The organism is Psychrobacter sp. YP14 (genome assembly GCF_003209315.1).
Taxonomy (GTDB): domain Bacteria; phylum Pseudomonadota; class Gammaproteobacteria; order Pseudomonadales; family Moraxellaceae; genus Psychrobacter; species Psychrobacter raelei.
The window spans coordinates 437,825-457,002 of sequence record NZ_CP029789.1 but is presented as its reverse complement, the minus strand read 5'-3'; the positions used below and the strand labels follow the sequence as shown (position 1 = coordinate 457,002).

16 protein-coding genes, 1 tRNA gene and 1 other RNA gene are annotated in these 19,178 nt (G+C 43.2%); 3 read left to right on the top strand and 15 right to left on the bottom strand.

The genetic code is table 11. The features are described from left to right. Positions 1–2: 2 nt before the first annotated feature. The gene (gene mutM, locus DLE54_RS01950) at positions 3–926 is read left to right on the top strand and encodes a bifunctional DNA-formamidopyrimidine glycosylase/DNA-(apurinic or apyrimidinic site) lyase (RefSeq protein WP_110816073.1); all 924 of its coding nucleotides are present in this window, start codon (positions 3–5) and stop codon (positions 924–926) included. 102 nt (positions 927–1,028) lie between these two features. On the opposite strand, the gene mscL is transcribed toward mutM, so the two are convergent. From mscL to DLE54_RS01935, 3 genes are all read right to left on the bottom strand, one after another. Beyond that, positions 1,029–1,460: a large conductance mechanosensitive channel protein MscL gene (gene mscL, locus DLE54_RS01945; RefSeq protein WP_011959669.1), complete on the bottom strand. Its 432-nt coding sequence runs from the start codon at positions 1,458–1,460 to the stop codon at positions 1,029–1,031. 340 nt (positions 1,461–1,800) lie between these two features. Beyond that, a complete protein-coding gene (gene typA, locus DLE54_RS01940) occupies positions 1,801–3,648 on the bottom strand; it encodes a translational GTPase TypA (protein WP_011959668.1) in 1,848 nt (615 codons plus the stop codon). Between the two features lie 200 nt (positions 3,649–3,848). Beyond that, positions 3,849–5,060: an OmpA family protein gene (locus tag DLE54_RS01935; RefSeq protein WP_110816072.1), complete on the bottom strand. Its 1,212-nt coding sequence runs from the start codon at positions 5,058–5,060 to the stop codon at positions 3,849–3,851. Positions 5,061–5,545: 485 nt separating this feature from the next. Here DLE54_RS01935 and DLE54_RS01930 point away from each other — a divergent pair, with 485 nt between their 5' ends. Further along, positions 5,546–6,145 (top strand): Tfp pilus assembly protein FimT/FimU, encoded by a 600-nt coding sequence (locus DLE54_RS01930; RefSeq protein ID WP_227535398.1) that lies wholly within the window; start codon positions 5,546–5,548, stop codon positions 6,143–6,145. A 53-nt stretch (positions 6,146–6,198) separates the two neighbouring features. On the opposite strand, the gene pdxJ is transcribed toward DLE54_RS01930, so the two are convergent. The 11 genes from pdxJ to nhaA form a co-directional block, all read right to left on the bottom strand. Continuing rightward, on the bottom strand, positions 6,199–6,966 hold the full coding sequence (gene pdxJ, locus DLE54_RS01925; RefSeq protein ID WP_110816070.1) for a pyridoxine 5'-phosphate synthase: 768 nt from the start codon (positions 6,964–6,966) through the stop codon (positions 6,199–6,201). Positions 6,967–7,066: 100 nt separating this feature from the next. Then, a complete protein-coding gene (gene recO / locus DLE54_RS01920; protein ID WP_011959664.1) occupies positions 7,067–7,774 on the bottom strand; it encodes a DNA repair protein RecO in 708 nt (235 codons plus the stop codon). A gap of 87 nt (positions 7,775–7,861) precedes the next feature. Further along, a complete protein-coding gene (gene era / locus DLE54_RS01915) occupies positions 7,862–8,881 on the bottom strand; it encodes a GTPase Era (RefSeq protein WP_011959663.1) in 1,020 nt (339 codons plus the stop codon). Between the two features lie 137 nt (positions 8,882–9,018). After that, the gene (gene rnc, locus DLE54_RS01910) at positions 9,019–9,840 is read right to left on the bottom strand and encodes a ribonuclease III (protein WP_110816069.1); all 822 of its coding nucleotides are present in this window, start codon (positions 9,838–9,840) and stop codon (positions 9,019–9,021) included. Positions 9,841–9,986: 146 nt separating this feature from the next. Beyond that, positions 9,987–11,132, bottom strand: a complete 1,146-nt coding sequence (gene lepB, locus DLE54_RS01905) for a signal peptidase I (protein ID WP_110816068.1) — start codon at positions 11,130–11,132, stop codon at positions 9,987–9,989. A 158-nt stretch (positions 11,133–11,290) separates the two neighbouring features. Then, entirely contained in the window at positions 11,291–13,093 is a 1,803-nt protein-coding gene (gene lepA / locus DLE54_RS01900) for a translation elongation factor 4 (protein ID WP_011959660.1), read from the bottom strand. A gap of 345 nt (positions 13,094–13,438) precedes the next feature. Further along, a tRNA-Met gene (locus DLE54_RS01895) sits at positions 13,439–13,515 on the bottom strand. 138 nt (positions 13,516–13,653) lie between these two features. Further along, an RNA gene (gene rnpB, locus DLE54_RS01890) (RNase P RNA component class A) lies at positions 13,654–14,057 on the bottom strand. Between the two features lie 92 nt (positions 14,058–14,149). After that, positions 14,150–14,539 (bottom strand): MliC family protein, encoded by a 390-nt coding sequence (locus DLE54_RS01885; RefSeq protein ID WP_011959659.1) that lies wholly within the window; start codon positions 14,537–14,539, stop codon positions 14,150–14,152. A gap of 311 nt (positions 14,540–14,850) precedes the next feature. Next, a complete protein-coding gene (locus DLE54_RS01880; RefSeq protein ID WP_227535396.1) occupies positions 14,851–15,423 on the bottom strand; it encodes a DUF2799 domain-containing protein in 573 nt (190 codons plus the stop codon). A 141-nt stretch (positions 15,424–15,564) separates the two neighbouring features. Then, positions 15,565–16,764: a Na+/H+ antiporter NhaA gene (gene nhaA / locus DLE54_RS01875; RefSeq protein WP_110816066.1), complete on the bottom strand. Its 1,200-nt coding sequence runs from the start codon at positions 16,762–16,764 to the stop codon at positions 15,565–15,567. A gap of 400 nt (positions 16,765–17,164) precedes the next feature. On the opposite strand from nhaA, the gene DLE54_RS01870 reads away from it, so the two are divergent. After that, positions 17,165–17,920, top strand: coding sequence for a TSUP family transporter (locus DLE54_RS01870; RefSeq protein WP_041773267.1), 756 nt, complete (start codon positions 17,165–17,167; stop codon positions 17,918–17,920). A gap of 13 nt (positions 17,921–17,933) precedes the next feature. Here the strand turns inward: DLE54_RS01870 and DLE54_RS01865 are convergent, their stop codons facing one another. Further along, a complete protein-coding gene (locus DLE54_RS01865; protein WP_110816065.1) occupies positions 17,934–19,040 on the bottom strand; it encodes an RNA-guided endonuclease InsQ/TnpB family protein in 1,107 nt (368 codons plus the stop codon). Positions 19,041–19,178 lie beyond the last annotated feature (138 nt).

The window sequence follows — 19,178 nt, the reverse complement described above, 5'->3', positions numbered from 1 at the left end:
TTATGCCTGAATTACCTGAAGTCGAAACCACTAAAACCAGCCTTAAGCCTTTGCTCAAGAAACAAGTGGCGCAGGTTGACGTGTATCAGCCCAAATTGCGCTGGCCGGTACCCGATGATATTCATCGCTTACAGGGCTATACTTTGCAGCAGGTAGAGCGCCGTGCTAAGTATTTAATTTTACAATTTCAACGCCTTCCCTCTCAAAGTGGCGCTAAAACAGCTAATATGCCTGATACCAAGTCGATAATCATCCACCTAGGTATGTCAGGCAGTCTGCAACAATTCCAAGTTGGCACGGATAAGCGCAAACACGATCATTTAATTATGCAATATAAAGCGGATGATACAGAGCCAGCCATACAGCTGCACTATCATGACCCTCGCCGCTTTGGGGCAATTTTATGGTTCGATGATTATGCCGAAAAACTGTTTGATCATCTAGGTATAGAGCCCTTAGATGACCAATTTTCAGGCGACTACCTGTTTGATAAGATTCATAGAGTCGCTGAGAATGCCATCCGCAGTTGTCATAACAAACCGCTGTTAAAGCCCATTAGTCGGCCTATCAAAGCGGTGATTATGGATCAAGAAGTTGTGGTCGGAGTCGGTAATATTTATGCCACAGAGAGTTTGTTTTTATCAGGCATCCATCCTATCACCCCTGCCGATCAGCTGAGTAAAGTGCAGTTAGCTGAACTGGTAAAATACATCAAAGAGATTTTAAAACAGTCAATCACTCAAGGTGGCTCAACTTTAAAAGACTTTACCGTAGCCAGTGGTACAACCGGATACTTTCAGCAAACACTGTTGGTCTATGGCAAATATAAATCACCTTGCCCGACTTGTGGTGCTGGTATTGATAAGATAGTGATAACCGGCCGCGCCAGTACCTTTTGTCCCACTTGTCAGCCTGAGCCATCTTAATCTCGATTACGGTCACCTAACATTAAAAAAAGAGACTAACCTAGGTGAGTCTCTTTTTATGTGACATCTAACTTGTATCAAGTTACGATAGCCATAAGCGTGCTATTTGCTTAGTTTCTGGCTAATTTCACGTAGCAATAACACTTCTTCTGATGGGGTCTCTTCAACTACCTCTTCCACTTCATTCTTACGACGCATTTTGTTCATGCCTTTAACCATCATGAAGATAATGAAGGCTAAGATTAAGAAGTTAATCAATACTGTGATGAAGCTACCGTAGGCCAATAAGGGAACACCGGCTTCTTTTAGCGCATCATAAGTCATGGCCACGCCTTCAGGCGCATCACCTAATAAGATAAACATGTTCTTGAAGTTTAGTTCACCACCGGCGATAAATGCAACGATCGGCATGATGATGTCTTCAACCAGTGAATTTGTGATGCCTGAAAAAGCACCCCCAATGATCACACCCACTGCCAAATCCATGACATTACCCTTTAGGGCAAACTCTTTAAACTCTGACATCATACTCATAAATTTTCTCCAAAAATATAAAGCAAACAAAATAGCACCGACTAATATAGTAAGCACACTTAACGTGCTTAGCGCTTAAAAGCAGTACTTAAATAGGGATTAAAACTGAATAGAAACCCATCAAGACAGACGGAGTTATCTTACTGGTTACTGTTATATGTTAAGGTTTATTAATACATAATAAAAAAAGGTTAACATAGACATTGCGCCTATATTAACCTTTTGAAAATGCGGTTCAGTAGTCAAAATGTAAAATTTTTCTTCATTTTTATCGCAAAAAATAAAACCAAATTACACTTTTATACTCATGCATTTTTAATAACCCAGATAAGTTACTGAATTATTTCTCTTTTTTACGGCCGTGACGCTTACGCTCACTTTCAGACAAATATTTCTTACGTAAACGAATAGACTTTGGCGTTACTTCAACCAATTCATCATCTTCAATAAACTCAAGTGCTTGCTCTAAGGTAAACTTAATAGCAGGTACCAAAGTCAATGCTTCGTCAGTACCACTGGCACGTACGTTGGTTAACTGTTTAGCCGTGGTTGGGTTTACTACCATGTCATCACTGCGTGAGTTTAAACCAACAATCATACCTTCATAAACTTCAAGCTGAGGTTCAGCAAATAGTTTACCGCGTTTTTGTAGGTTAAATAGTGCGTAACCTAAGCAAACACCGTTCGCCATTGAAACCAGTACACCGTTAGTGCGGCCACCCACTTCACCGATCTTTTGTGGACCGTAATGTGAGAAACTTGAGGTGAGAATACCTGTACCTGAAGTCAAGGTTAAGAACTCTGAGCGGAAGCCAATTAGGCCACGAGCAGGCATAACCGCTTCAATACGCATACGACCTTTGCCGTCTAATTGCATGTCAGTCATTTCGCCTTTACGTAGACCTACTTGCTCCATGATAGCACCTTGATGCTGTTCTTCTACATCAAAAATAACGTTTTCATAGGGCTCTTGTAGTTTACCGTCTACTTCTTTTACGATAACTTCTGGACGAGACACACCAAGCTCAAAGCCTTCACGGCGCATGTTTTCAATCAATACAGATAAATGAAGCTCACCACGACCAGAAACTTTAAACTTCTCAGCTGATTCAGTATCTTCCACACGTAATGCTACGTTATGAATCAACTCACGCTCTAAACGCTCACGAATATTACGTGAGGTCACAAATTTACCTTCACGACCGGCAAATGGAGAGTTGTTGACTTGGAAAGTCATAGAAACTGTAGGCTCATCCACGGTTAATGGTGGTAATGCTTCTACATGGCTAGGATCACAGATGGTATCTGAGATGTTTAACGCGTCAATACCTGTAATACATACGATATCACCAGCTTGAGCATCATCAACATCAATACGATCTAGACCATGGTAGCCCATGATTTTTAGAATACGACCGTTACGAGTATTGCCGTCTTTATCAACCACAGTAACTGGTGTGTTGGTTGAAATACGACCACGCTCAATACGACCAATACCAATTACACCAACGAAGCTGTTGTAATCAAGGCTTGAGATTTGCATACGAAATGGTGCGTCAGCATCCACTTGAGGTGGCTCTACCACATCAACAATGGTCTCAAATAATGGCGTCATGTCATCAGCAAGGTTATCAGGACTTAAACCAGCGATACCATTTAGTGCTGAGGCATAAACCACATGGAAATCTAACTGTTCGTCAGTGGCACCTAGATTGTCAAACAAATCGAATATTTGATCCATTACCCAATCAGGACGTGAGCCTGGACGGTCAATTTTATTAATTACAACGATTGGCTTCAAACCTTGTTCGAATGCCTTTTGAGTTACGAAGCGAGTTTGTGGCATCGGGCCATCGATAGCATCTACTACCAATAGTACACAGTCAACCATAGACATAACACGCTCAACTTCACCACCGAAATCGGCGTGACCTGGGGTATCTACAATATTAATGCGGTATTCAATACCATTTGTGGGATGCTGCCATTTAATGGCTGTGTTCTTGGCAAGAATCGTAATACCACGTTCTTGCTCAATTGCGCCTGAATCCATTGCGCGTTCCGCAATATTTGCACGGTCACCAAAAGTACCAGATTGATGTAATAGTTTATCAACTAAGGTAGTTTTACCGTGATCGACGTGCGCTATGATAGCGATATTGCGTAAGTTTTGTATTTCGTTAGACATATTTTAAAGACTCAATATTTTTCGGGTAATAACCAGTAACTCTTTTTCACCGCTGCAGTATAGCATTATTATATAACAGTTAATAAACTGATTTTAAAAATGCTTTAAGAAAAATGAAGAGGTTACTCATAATATAAAACAAAAAAAGCCACCAATGTGGCAGCTTTTTTTTAAATAACTACTAAAACATAGACAAGATTCTATTGAACGTTCATGTCTTTAGTTTGATCAACAGTCATGGTTTTGTTACCAGTGATAACAGCATATACACGACGGTTCATTGCACGACCTTCTTCAGTGTCGTTTGGTGCGATTGGACGGTCATAACCGTAACCAACTGTGCTTAGACGGTTAGGAGCAACACCAAATTCGTTGGTTAGCATTGTCTTAACAGCGATAGCACGGGCTTCAGATAGACGCTGGTTGTAGCGAGCTGATGGGCCAGTTTTTGAAGCGTGACCTTCGATGCTAGCTGATGAGTTTGGATACTCACGCATTTTTTCAGCTACTTTAGCGATTTCTGGTTTGTACTGCTCTTTGATAACTGATTTGTCGTTATCGAAGAATACACGTAGTTCCATTTTCAGTTCGTCGTCGATCTGAACTTGTACTGGGCAGCCGTTTTCGTCAACAACGGTGTTAACTGGCGTGTTAGGGCACTGATCTAGTCTGTCGATTACGCCATCATTGTCGCTGTCTTGGTCTGCTTCAACAACGATAACTGGAGTTGGTTCAACAGTGGCTTGTGGTGGTGCTACTACTGCAGGTGCTAAGTGACCGCCTAGAACAACTTCTAGACCAGCAAGAGCCATACCTTCCCACCAGTTGTTGTCGAAGTTATGAATCGCACGCGCTTCACCACGTAGGCTTAATGCGTCATTGATGCGATACATAGCACCTAGACCTAGGTTACCGATAGTGTCTTTGGTTTCTGCTTTACGGTTGCTGTTGTCGCTGTCATATTTAAGTTTAGACTGACCAGCACCAATTAGAGCGTATGGACGGAAAGCTGTGTCACGGTAGCCTGTGAACTGATCAAAGCCCACTAGGAAGTTACCAGAGATCATTTCTTGTTCCATATCGCCAACTTTGGTGTCGCCGATTTGTGCATCAGTGTTAGAAACACCGTATTCAACTTGGAACTGAGTAGAAGGGGTTAGTTCGATACCAATAGCGGCACCAGTGTATAAACCGTCTTCTTGAGCTACGCCACCTTTGGTGTCGTCAGCATTTTTATAAGTACCGGTGTTACCTTGTGCGCCGAACAACTCACCTTGTTTTTCTTGAGTTTTGTTAGCTTCACTGTAGTGATAACCCAGTAATAGTGGACTTACAGTTACACCAGCAGTAGCCATAACTGGTGCAGCAACAGCAGCAGCTAGGATTGCTAGATTAATTTTGTTAAGTTTCATAAACTTCCTCCAAAGGGACGGTTTGTGTGCAAAAAACACTTAATATCTCTAATATATATACCCTAACTTATCAAAGAAAAGCCGGATACTAATTTATACTTTCGCATAATAGCTTATATATAAATTAAATAAGTTACAACATATTTTTGTGACCCAGCCATCTAGTACACATGATAATCACACAAAAAAACGCACCGTTACATTGTAATTTTTTCTAAAAAATACTGCTAAAAGAAAATGATAATTACTTAACTAAACGTTCTAGTGATGTGATTAAATGATATGTAATTAGATACAAATAAATGTGATACACAATTCATTGAAACCAATTCTAATACATTAAGTGCGAGAGTTCTATCCTAAACGCTAAGTTTTTCACCAAATGTAACAAAATTTGACAATAGGATATATTCTATTACCTTAGCATTATAATGGACTTAAATTATGATTGGTTCAAAACTCAATATATTAAAGGGCTAAGCCATATGAGCCATCTTAACAATGCTTCGATAAATGGCTTTGATCATGTTATAAAAACTTCAAATAATCTGCCTATTTATCAATCCGGCTTCACGTTAATTGAGGCCATAATTTCAGTGCTCATATTAGCCACTATCAGCTCAATAGCCCTACCCTCCTTTGTTACCGCTCAGCAAAGATGGGAAGCACATAAGATACGATCTGATATTATCAATACTTTTCGTGTTGCTAAAGCTCACAGTTTCACCCAGCGCACCAATACAGTGATGTGTTTGGCCGATATTCATCAAGTGTGTCACAAACAAGCCGCTCACTATTTACTGGTCTTTAGCGACAGTGATGACAATCATAAATTTGACTTGCAAGCAGATCAGCTCTTGTTAAAGCAAGCTTTGAATTTAAATTATGGGCGGGTGTATCTTAATGCAGGGCGGCGTCACTATATTAAGTTCTTTGGTGATAGCGGATTACCACGCGGACATTTTGGTCACATAAAGTACTGTCCTAATAATGGTAATAAGCAAAACATGTATCAGATATCAATAAACCAACAAGGCAACCATCGATTCAAGCCTTATCGCTTTAAAAAGACTGGCTGCCCATAAAGGATCGCTCTTTTTTTGTCTACTTTTGTCTTAGTCCATTCTTACTGTACTGTTCATTTATGACCGGCTTCTATGGCCTGCTTCATGGCTTTGACAGCGCTCTCAAGCCCCATAAATACGCTGTCTGCAATTAGGGCATGACCTATGTTCAACTCGTAAATACCGTCAATGGCAGCAATAGGACCCACGTTATCTCGCGTCAAGCCATGGCCTGCGTTAACAATTAATTTATCATTAGCGGCTAAAGCATAAGCTGTGGCTTGCTGAATTCTCAGCAACTCTTTTTGGGTTGACGGCTCACTCGTAAGCGTGGCTTCTGAATACTGGCCAGTATGCAGCTCAATGGCATCAGCGCCACAAGCAATAGCTGCATCAATTTGAATGGGCTCAGGGTCTATAAACAACGACACTTTTGTGCCATTTTGTTGCAAAGACGCCACATAATGCTTTAGGCCATCTACTTGAGCGGCGACATCTAGGCCACCTTCTGTCGTGAGCTCTTCACGCTTTTCAGGTACCAAACAGACCCATTGCGGCTTGACCTCTAACGCAATGCTTAGCATCTCTTGGGTAGTGGCCATCTCTAAATTCATGCGTGTGGTTAACAAAGGTCTCATGCGGTAAACATCGGCATCTTGAATGTGACGTCTGTCTTCTCGCAAATGCAAGGTAATACCATCAGCACCTGCTTTTTCACACAATAAAGCAGCTTCAACAGGATCAGGATAAGCCACGCCGCGTGCTTGACGCAAAGTGGCCACATGATCAATATTAACGCCTAATAAAGGTTGAGATGCCGTAGATTGAGTACGAGTCGTCATAAGATATCACCCTATAAAAAAAGCAATAAGTGGCTGTAATATGCCTTTATTGCCTAACACTTACCCTTTTGCAAGTACAGGCAATATGAGAAACTGTGACTTATTGATAACGAAAAAACTGCTGCCAAAGTATACGACTTTGCAGCGGCTGATAGTCAAAAAGATGGTCAATTAATTGGCGATGGATTTGTGACCAATCATTGACAGTATGGGTGGTTATTCCTGAGCGCATGGCGATAATGGATCGACCTAGCAGTGCAGATGATGCCTTGATATGAGCGCAGTCTAATTTTTCATCAGACTCAAGCTGCTTGACCCACCCCCTGTCTGGGGCAAAACGGTATAGCGGCTCAGCCTCAATGGGGTATTGATCACAGTCTTGATCCAAATCAATGGCAAAGCCTAGCTCATTAAATAAAACCTGCTCGTAGGCGCGCAGCACCATCTTTAAGTCATCTCTACTAAGTACACCCTGTAATTGCCGCATGGTCTGGCTATATTGCTCATAAATAATCGGTACACTGTCTTCAACGGGTAAGAGCTTAAGGGTAATCTCATTCACATACAAAGCAGCATATTGCTGCTGACCCATGAGACTTGGCACAGACTCAGCAATGTGTACTTGCTGCAGGGTTTTTAAGGATTTTTTTCCGCTAGCAAATAGCGTTAAAGGCACAAACTGCGGGATACCCTTTTTGGCCACCCCATGCAAAACACCATGCTCTTTTGTCAACAGATAATAAATGCTGCGTTTTTCTTGAAAGGGCCGCTGATGTAAGCTATACGCTTGTAGGGGTTCATTACGCATGGCTGTCATCCTCAAAAAACTGACTAACTAAGCACACCCTTAACGCACCTGTCTTGATAGTGATCGCCACTTGGCTCAGGCTAAGTATTAGTACCCTAAGCTGCTGAGCGCACGCGCATCATCTGACCAGCCTTGCTTCACTTTTACCCACAAGTTAAGCATAATTTTGCGCTCAAACAAAGCTTCCATATCTTCACGAGCGGCTGTACCCACTTGTTTAATGCGGCTGCCTTTATCACCAATGATAATGGCTTTTTGGCCATTACGTTCAACAAAAATAGTGGCATCAATAAAGGTTACCGCTTTGCGCTTACGGCCAGTTTTTGGATCAATGTGCGCCGGCTCATCTTTGAACTCGTCAATTTGTACCGTTAAATCATAAGGTACTTCGTCACCTGACTGACGCATGATTTTTTCACGAATAATTTCGCTGGCCAAAAAGCGCTCACTGCGATCGGTGATTTGCTCAGTGTCATAAATGGGTGCGCCTTGAGGCAGATGTGAGCGGATCACTTGCTGCAAACGCTCTAGGTTTTGGTTCTTTAAGGCAGAAACCGGAACAATATCTGCAAAATCAAAGTTTTCATGATAGGTTTCAATAAGTGGCAGAATTGAGCCTTTATCTTTAATGGTATCCGCCTTGTTAATCACCAGTACCACAGGCGTATCGGTCTCACCAATCTTCTCTAAGGTCAATAAGTCATCTTCACGCCACTGATCGCCATCTACCACGAACAATACTAAGTCAACGTCCACCAACGCAGAAAAAGCAGCTTTATTCATACGCTCATTAATCAAGCGGACTTCATTGCTGTGAATACCTGGAGTATCGACAAACACCGCTTGCATATCTTCATGAGATAAGATCCCATGAATACGATGACGGGTTGTTTGCGGCTTACGCGAAGTAATAGATAGCTTTTGACCCAACATGTGGTTCATTAGCGTTGATTTGCCGACGTTTGGACGGCCCACGATGGCCACATAGCCTGCGCGGTAATCTTCTGGCAGGGCATTGTCGTCGCCAAAAAAGCTGTCTAGTAAGTTATCTGTTCCCAAATTTGTTTCAGGAGTGATGTCTTGATTGTCTTGTGGTGCATTTGCCATATATCTGTTTATCCGATGTCGTTATATAAAAGCGCTATATTAGTGGCGCTTTGAATGTGAGTTGATTTATAAAAAATAAAAGATTTATAAAAAATAAAATTAGGAAGAATAGAGGATTTTTATCAAGTCAGCCTAAGCTAAGCTTTGACTTTAATAATGCGGTCGTTAACCAATTTATTGAGCTGATTAATCATTTTTTCAGCCGTCTTTTGTTCCGCAATTCGGCGGCTTTCACCAGACTCTACAATGGGCGTAGTGTGCGGTACATCTACCTCACAGCGCACAATAAATACTTGGTTGGGCGCATTGCCTTGCGTCTCGAGCAAGTCATAATTGGGCAGCTCAAACTTATAGCCTTGTAACCATTCTTGTAGCCGGCTTTTGGCATCTTTTAGCACGCGTTGATCATTGACGTTGTCTATCAGCTCCGCAAACCAATCTAGCACACAGGCTTTGACCGTATCCACGCTTTGACTGTCTAAATAAATGGCGCCAATTAAAGACTCCACCGTATCTGCCAAAATTGAGGCACGCTCTCGGCCACCGCCTTTTCGCTCGCCCACACCCAATATCAAATACGACGATAAGTTAAGCTTTTGTGCCACGACTACCAAGGATTCTTGGCGCACCAAAGTGGCACGCATGCGAGTCAAACGGCCTTCATCTTGTTTGGGGTACTGATAGTACAAAGCTTCACCGATAATCATCCCTAACAGGGCATCGCCTAAAAACTCCAAACGCTCGTAGTTTATTTTGCCATCAAAAGAGCGGTGCGTCAGTGCAAGCTTAGCCAAACTGGTGTCGTTAAAGCTATAACCGAGCTGTTTTTGTAAGCTTAGCAGTCCCAGCTCAAAGCTGGTATAGCGCTGTTTGGGCGACTGCTTGCTCGTATGGGCTATTTCAGCCGTTTCTGTCATCTTACTGTTATCACCACTGGCTTTTCTAAAAACTTTTGGCATATTAATTAGGCACGTTAGCCGCCGTTATTCTCTCAAGCTTTTATATAAACTTATAAAAATTTGGATTAAATACAGCAGCACTTGTTGAATAAAGTGAAAAAATAAATTAAAAATCAGTCGCTCTATCGATCAACCTCTAGACTTGATTAATCAATAGAACGGTTATGACTAAAGGTAGGTAGATTACTTAGACCCGGCTTTTTATGCATCCACACGTAGACCGCTTTACCCGCTAGGTTTTCATCAGGGACAAAGCCCCAATAGCGACCATCTTCACTGCGATCTGAGTTATCTCCCATCACAAAATAGTTGCCTTCAGGCACCTTGACTTGCCAACTGCCCTCATGAGTAATGGGCTGTTGTAAAAAGTTAGAATATTCTGAACCAAGTAAATTAGGCGCTAAGTAGCGGCGCAAATAACGATGCTCACCCAACTTTTCTTGAAAATAACGGGCACCCTGCTCTTCATTGCGCGCCACCGCCACCGCATCTTGTGGTGACAAATCCCACTCACGGCTTGGGTCACTGCCTTTCACTGGTGTATAAAGTTGATCAACCATAGCTTCATCAGCCGTAAAGCTAACCGGCTCACTCGGCACTACCTGGCCATTTACTGAAAGCTTGCCTTGGCTAAAGCTGACCTCATCACCTGGCAAGCCAATGATACGCTTGATGTAATAAATCTTCGGGTTTTGTGGATAGCGAAACACCACCACATCACCATGCTCAGGCTCACCTACATCAATAACTTTATTATAAGTGAGCGGCAGACGAATACCATAAGCGTATTTATTCACCGCAACAAAGTCACCGGTATATAAGGTCGGTACCATAGAAGATGACGGAATATTAAAAGGCTCAACAATAAAAGAGCGCACAATCAATACTGCAGCCAACACCGGAAAATAATCATATGCCCAACGTACCAAGAAATTCTCATTTTTTGACTGCTTTGGCAAATTGGCTGTGGTTGCGATACTGGCCTGACGCTTGGCTTCGCGGTATTCTCTATGTGCCTGTTTAACGGGCATAGGGGCATCATCGATATCAATATTATCAACATCTACCGTGCTGTTATCTTTAGGCACAAGATTATGCTCAGCCAAAGCGGTCAAATAAGCGTGCTTCTTTGTGGCAAGGTTGGCTTGGGCAGCTTGGCTTTCTTTACTATGAACGCCGCCTGCCAGACCACCGCCACGCTTATGTTGCTTTAGCCACAGCTTATCGAGCAGCCATACCACCCCTAAAATTAAGGTTATTGGCACTAAAATCACATTAAAATCAAAGTCCATACTGCTGCCTTAACCGCTTCATTATCATCCTAAGCCTACGGTGCAATTTGTCACACTTACTAACGACAGGCTTGTGCTGATGCTTCTTACTGTGTTGATATTAAGATAGCAGTGCCTACAACCTAGGCTCTGCCCCTATTCATTTTATGTTAAAAAGCTTATTGGTTGTCTACCTGTAGTACCGCTAAGAAGGCTTCTTGTGGAATCTCCACACTGCCCACTTGCTTCATGCGTTTCTTACCTTCTTTCTGCTTCGATAGTAGTTTCTTCTTACGAGAAACGTCACCACCATAACATTTGGCAAGTACGTCTTTGCGCATGGCTTTTACTGTACTACGCGCAATAATCTGGCTGCCAATGGCCGCTTGGATAGCGACATCGAACATCTGACGCGGAATCAGTTCTTTCATTTTTTCGACCAATTGACCACCGCGGTAACGGGCCTGTTCTTGGTGACAAATCATGGCCAAAGCATCCACCTTGTCGCCGTTGATTAACACATCTACTTTAACCAGCTTATCGACTTCATAACGATCAAACTCATAGTCTAAGGAGGCAAAACCACGAGAAACAGATTTTAAGCGGTCAAAGAAATCCATAACCACTTCACCTAGTGGAATATCAAAAATCAATTGAACTTGTTTGCCCATAAAGCGCATATCAACTTGCGTACCGCGGCGCTCCATACACAAGGTCATGACGTTGCCTAGATAATCTTGCGGCACAAGAATATGGCAGCGAGCGATAGGCTCACGGAACTCTTCAACAAAGCCTGGATCAGGCAGTCTTGATGGGTTATCAATCAGCAAAATCTCGCCATTTTTCTTTTTGATCTCGTAGATCACAGAAGGCGCTGTGGTAATCAAATCAAGGTTGTACTCACGCTCTAGACGCTCTTGAATGATTTCCATGTGCAGCATACCTAAGAAACCACAGCGAAAACCAAAACCTAGTGCATCTGAGGTGTCTGGCTCAAAGAACAAGGCAGAGTCGTTAATCTGCAGCTTTTGTAGCGCTTCACGGAACTTCTCAAAATCACTTGAATCTACCGGGAATAGACCGGCATAAACCTGCGGGGTAATCTGTTTAAAACCTGGAATTAAGTCCACATCGGGTGTTTTGGCATGGGTCATGGTATCACCCACAGGCGCGCCATGAATGTCTTTAATACCAGCAATCACAAAGCCCACTTCGCCAGCTTCTAATTTACCTGTTTCTAGCGGCTTTGGTGTAAATACCCCAATTGAGGTGACCAAGTGTGAATCCATCGTAGATTTAATTAAAATCTTATCGCCTTTACTGAGGCTACCTTGACGCACACGTACCAAGGACACAACGCCTAAGTAGTTGTCAAACCAAGAGTCAATAATCAAGGCTTGTAGCGGCGCATCACGGTCACCGGTCGGTGCAGGAATACGCTCAACCAACGCTTCTAACAGCTCATCGACACCCAAACCTGATTTGGCAGATACCCGAGGTGCATCATCGGCCTCAATACCGATAATATCTTCAATCTCTTGAATAACACGTTCAGGCTCTACTTGCGGCAAGTCAATTTTATTGAGCACAGGCAATACTTCAAGGCCCAAATCTACCGCGGTATAGCAGTTGGCTACTGACTGCGCCTCAACGCCTTGTGCAGCATCCACTACCAACAGCGCCCCTTCACAAGCCGCCAAAGAACGTGACACCTCATAAGAGAAGTCAACGTGGCCTGGGGTATCAATGAAGTTTAGCTGATAGCGCTCACCATTGGGGTGATCATAATACAAAGTCACCGATTGCGCTTTAATGGTAATACCACGCTCACGCTCAATGTCCATTGAATCTAAGACTTGGGCCTGCATTTCACGATCCTGCAGCGCACCACAAGTCTGAATAAAGCGATCGGCCAAGGTGGATTTACCATGGTCAATATGGGCGATGATTGAGAAATTTCGAATATTTGATAATGCGGTCACGTCTTGCGGCTACCTAGTTGTTGGGTTCATTAATAAAATAAAAAAATGAAGTAAAAAATATAGTAAGGTTAGCTATTCTAGCAGCTTTAACTCAGCTTGTAAGTGATAGAAATGCAATGCTGAGTGACAGAAGTCAAAAAAGATTGGTTTTGTGGCCTAAGCTGAGAGTTACCACCCATGATAGTACCTAAGATTTTTTATGGTCAGGCATTCTGGCGGTGAGAATTAAAGAGCCTATGCGGCAAAAACTGAGTGGCTAACAAAACGATGAGACATAAAAAAAGCCAACTACTTAGCTTAATATGGCAAAGTAATCGGCTATTTTAGGCACGGTGGCCAAATATATGGTGGCGATGAAGAGACTTGAACTCTTGACCTCACGATTATGAGTCGTGCGCTCTAACCAGCTGAGCTACATCGCCATTTGAGGGCAGTATTATCCCTAAAACATTGTTAGCCGTCAACCCCTAAATTAAAAATATTTTCAATTTAGAGAATAATCTCTGCTACTTCGTTAGCTAGCCGCTATTATATACACTTTTTTTAGGGAAAATATAAAATATTTTGGTAAACCGATAAGCCGGGTTCTGTCGTGAACGATCATTCATCTAGGCGCACCGTTGCCAGTACGCTCGAGCAACCTACCCGTGTCCCCTGCAGGCGACAAGTAATGGACACCTATTTGGTCTTGCTACGCGTGGAGTTTACCTTGCCATGAACTGTTGCCAGCCACGCGGTGCGCTCTTACCGCACCCTTTCACCCTTACCTCACCACTTTACAGCTAGGCTGTAGAGCTTAAATTGAGGCGGTCTGCTCTCTGTTGCACTTGTCGTCGGGTTACCCCGCCCAGCCGTTAGCTGGCACGCTGCCTTATGTAGCCCGGACTTTCCTCCCTTTTGTCTTAAATAATCACACTTAACGCATCAATATTTAACTTAAAACGGCGATCGTCTGGTTTACCAAGCGGCAGAGTATAACAGAGCCCAAAAAAAACAGCCACTACTTTAATTAAATAGTGGCTATTTACAAGCGGATTTATTTTAAAATCTAGCTAATTATCTACGCTCACATTGTACAGCGTATTCATTACCATCTGCCCATTTTAGGCTCATAATGCCATAGTCTGCTTTGGTGTGCCAATCATAAGTCACATTTGGACTATCACTGTTTACATAGCGAGCGCCTGACCCTGAGGTAGCAATATTCATGGTTAAGGTCTGGTTGTTCCAGTTGGCTTTAGGTAGGCTTGCATTGATCATCGCTTGTTCACCATCCATTGAGTACTTAGCTTGGACAGTAGCATTATCTTCACAAACAAACTGCTCTGGCGCCATACGGTCATAAGCTTTGTTGGTGGTCTGCTGAGTGGTAGTCGTGGTGGTTGGGCTAGTCGCACAAGCGGCCATAACTAAGCTTAGAGGTAATAAAGTTAATAACTTTTTCATAAACGAACTCCAGTAGCGGTTGTTATCAATTAAGGTAACAAAATAAAAAATACAACAATTAGCATCAATATCTTGCTATGTTCAAAACCAATTATTCAAAGCCAATTATTCAAAAGCCAATGACACAAATAATAGGCAATAAGATAATTAATCTGCTTTCTATTATATCCACACTAAAAGCTGTGTCTGTTACCTCTTGTCAGCTCTGTTAGTGTTCTCTTCATGATTTTGATTAAGTTATGTAACAAAATAATTAATCTGCTTTAACTGTTGAGTTTTTTGTGTCCACTAAAGGCTTATCTGTATACGTCTCAATAACCATATTTGAGCTGTAACTGCGCCAGTGATTGCTTGATATTTTCGATACGCTGATTGACCTGACTTGCCTTATTAGGCAGCTCTACCAAATAAGTACGCGCTTGTTTTTCAGTAGCAAAATTAAGATTGTCACCACCACGCAGCTTTTCATACTCTTTTTGATAGTTATGCAGTCTGTCCTCCTCGATACTCAGCTGTTTATTTAAGGAGTAATAGTGGCGGCCGTCGGCATTAATACGCTCCAAATTGGCGGTCACATTGGCTGGGCAGACTGCATTCATCTGTGCACCTCTACGGCCGATTTGGTAAGCATTGGTCGCCGTACAATATTGGGTCAAACCCTCTTTTCGGCCCTGCGCCCACGCCTCGTAATCTGTGGCCACCCCTGCTTTGGCACAAGCTTTGTTGTGATTGTTCAAATAATCAGCAGAGCGCCCTGCTGCCCCATCGGCGTAACCGATAGCCTGCCAATTGCCCGTGCGGCACTCTTGCTCTGATAACGTTGCACAGCCTGTCAGCACTGACATCCCAACAGCCATGCTTAGCAGTAGATATCCTTTTTTCACAATATTTTACTCCCTTATAAAAGCGGCCAACAAAGGCGTATGCCCTTGCCGGCCGGCTGTGTTGGCTTGTATGAATACAAATAACACCGTTATCTGCTACCACTGAACGAATCTTGGATCAGCAACCTTAGCTTATGGCTGCTATCGAGTTAAATCCAGTGAAGTGATGCCAGTGGCAGTGTCTTCTTTTAAAGTACGCTTTAGCAGCATGTAGCCGGCAATGCCTGAGATGATAGAGCCTAGGATAATACCCAAGCGTGGATCGAAACCTTCGGTAACGCCGCCAAAGGCTAGGCCACTGATAAACAAGCTCATGGTAAAGCCCACACCGCACAGCAAAGAAACACCATAGATTTGCTTAAAGTTGGTGCCATTAGGCAATGAGGCTAGGCCTGCTTTAATAATGCTCCAAGTCATCAGCATAATACCCACCTGTTTCCCGATAAATAAACCGGCCGCAATGCCAAAGGGCACTGAGTGTAACAGCTGACCAAATCCAGCACCTTGCAATGAGATACCAGCGTTTGCAAAAGCAAATAGCGGTAAAATCGCAAAGGCTACCGTGCCATGTAGGTCGTGCTCTAAGTCTTCAAGGGGCGAGTGCTCAGGGTCATCTGTATTCACCATAGGGATAAATAGCGCTAGGATAACCCCCGCCAAAGTGGCATGAATACCGGATTTTAATACCGCAATCCACATGATAATCCCAAAAAATAAATAGGGGGTAATTGCCGTGACATTACGGCGATTGAGCAGGTATAAAAACGGCAAGCACAATCCTGCTATCAATAAAGATAACAACGACAAGTCACTGGTATAAAACAAAGCGATAATTAAAATGGCGCCAATGTCATCAAAGATGGCAATTGACACTAAAAATATCTTTAACGAGTTCGGTACACGGCTACCAAGCAAACTTAAGATACCAATGGCAAAAGCGATGTCTGTGGCAGCAGGAATTGCCCAGCCTGCCAAGTACTCGGGGTGGCTGGCATTAAAAGCGACGTAGACCAAAGCTGGCGCTATCATGCCCCCGACGGCCGCCGCCGCAGGCAGGACAATTTGATTGATATTAGATAATTCACCAATCAATACCTCGCGCTTAAGCTCTAAGCCGACTAAGAAGAAGAACACCGCCATCAAACCATCATTAATCCAATGATGCGCATCTTTGCTGATAATTAGCTCGCCCACCTGAACCACCACAGGGGCGTGAATAAAAGACTCATACCAATCATGTAAGGGAGAGTTGGCAACGATCATGGCTGCGATGGCTGCCAGTGCCAGCACAATGCCTCCTGCCGCCTCATACTCAAAGAATTTTTTTAGTTTCTGGTACACCGTATATCCTCACTTTCTTACCAATGGGCAAACTCTATCGGCCCATCAAATGATTTAGTTTATTGTTTTAACGAATAAGTTAGTTGCAATTATGGTAGCAGAAAAGTGGCCAGCAACGAGATAAAATTTAAGTACAGCTTTAAATACGCTTATGGTTACTTATGACAAAGCTACTCGGCATTTATCTTGAATAGATAGGCAGCTCGGCGCCTAACTGACCTGATTGGCGTGCTATAATTTGCTGCATTTTTTGGGCCCATTTATCAAAATAGGCCGCTAAAAATTTTCGTTTAGTATCCTCTTAGCACTCTTTTAGCACCCTTAGCTAACTACCTTTGTTATCGGTCTTAGCCGTGATGCTGTTGATTTTTTTTGTCTACCCCACTTGTGGATGTCATTTATGGACTTTTCCTTAACCCTTGAAGTAATTTTAATGTTAACTGCCGTAGCAGCCGTGGCAGGATTTATTGATGCCATTGCCGGTGGCGGCGGACTGCTCACCATTCCCGCTATGTTATTGGCCAACATTCCCCCAGTTATGACTTTGGGCACCAACAAGCTTCAGGCAGCCTCTGGGGCGCTGACCGCCTCCATTACTATGATAAAAAAAGGCGTGGTGAAGCCAGCCACTATGAAAATGGCCATTGCCGGCGCTTTTTTTGGCTCGGTATTGGGCACCATCGCTGTGCAGATGTCACCACCGGATATGCTTGAAAAGATCATTCCCTTTTTGATTGCCGCTATTGGGATTTATACCTTATTTGCGCCAAGCTTGGGGGATGTGGAGGCTGAGCCTAGAATTAAGGAGACCACGTGGCAGCGTGTGGTGGCACCCTTGATAGGCTTTTATGATGGCTATGTCGGCCCGGGCACCGGTATGTTTTTTGCGCTAGGTAATGTGGCACTGCGGGGTAGAGCCATTATTGCGGCCACAGGAACTGCCAAAGTGCTTAATTTATCGACCAACATTGCCTCGCTGATTTTCTTTATCTTAGGCGGTAATGTGCTGTGGAAAGTGGGTCTGGCGATGATGGTGGGTCAAACCATAGGCGCTTATGCCGGCTCTCACATGGTGGTCAAAGGCGGTAGCAAGCTGATTCGGCCGGTTATTGTACTGGTCTGTCTGGCCATGGTGACTAAGTATGTGATGGGTTGACTTCCTCCCCTCGCTAAACCGAGGGGATTCCTACAGCTAGACGGTCAAGCCCGACCGCAAGGATGTTCTTAGCAGCATTGATATCTCTATCATGCCATGTGCCACACTCAGCACACCTCCATCCTCTTATTCCAAGTCCCGCTCTACCTTTCGGACTACTGTCACTTATTTGGCGGCAGTACGAGCAGGTCTGGGTAGTGTAACTCTCATTTACGATCTCAAGCTGACAACCTGCATGCTTGCATTTGTATTCCAGTTGTCGTTTAAGTTCAAACCAACCTGCATCGTATGTCGATTTAGCGAGTTTGGTCTTTTTAGTTGTAAATGAGCGTGATTTAACATTACCAACCACTATCAAAGCATTGCCCTGCACAAGTTTGGTGGTGAATTTATGAGTTAAGTCTAATCTTGTGTTTTTGATTTTGGCGTGGATTGCTTTGACATGCTTTTTATTCTTAGCACGCTGGGCTACTGCTAATTTATTCGCCCACTTTTGCGTTTGCTTAATAATTAGCTTGTCGCCATTTGAGGTAGTGGCAGACTCTGTTAAGCCCAAATCAATACCAACGCTACCTTTGCCACTAAATTGCTTAGGAAAGTCTTTAACGGTAATACACGCATACCAACGATTACGGCTGTCTTGTACTATCTCTAAGGTGTTTATTTGATATAGACTGAGGTTGTAGCTATCGAATACATCTATAATAAGCTTTTGACCTTTGGATAGTGATAGCTGTATTGTTGATTTAATCGCCTTTTTGCCTGTTTGTCTTGTGCTTAGGTATTTAATAGCCGATTTCTTAAAAGGTATCCACCCAAGGGATTTACGTTTGGCATCAGGACGATTGCTGCGCCAGTTAAGTTTGGCTTTTTTAAACTGTTTGCGAGCCTTGGCGTGAGTCTCATTGATAGCTTGTAAAGTCTGACTGTGTAATCCTAAATACTCACCGCTTCCTTTGGTGTACTCACTTAGATCATAAGCACTAAAAAACTTACCGGTACGTTTTAGATGCTCAAAGCACAGCGCATTGACATAGTTCCACACGAAGTTTACCGAACCGCTTATCCGATTCAGCTCTTTTATGTGCTTGTCTTTAATGCGTAGTTTGAGGGTTTTCATACCTTTAGTATGGCGAGATTAATCTTAGCTTACAACCCTTTAAGTACTGCTCACGACAGTACATGTCGCCTTATATCCACCCCCTGAAGTGGGTGGTTTTACGGCGACCGGTGATAAAGGCTATCTGCTTGAATTTTA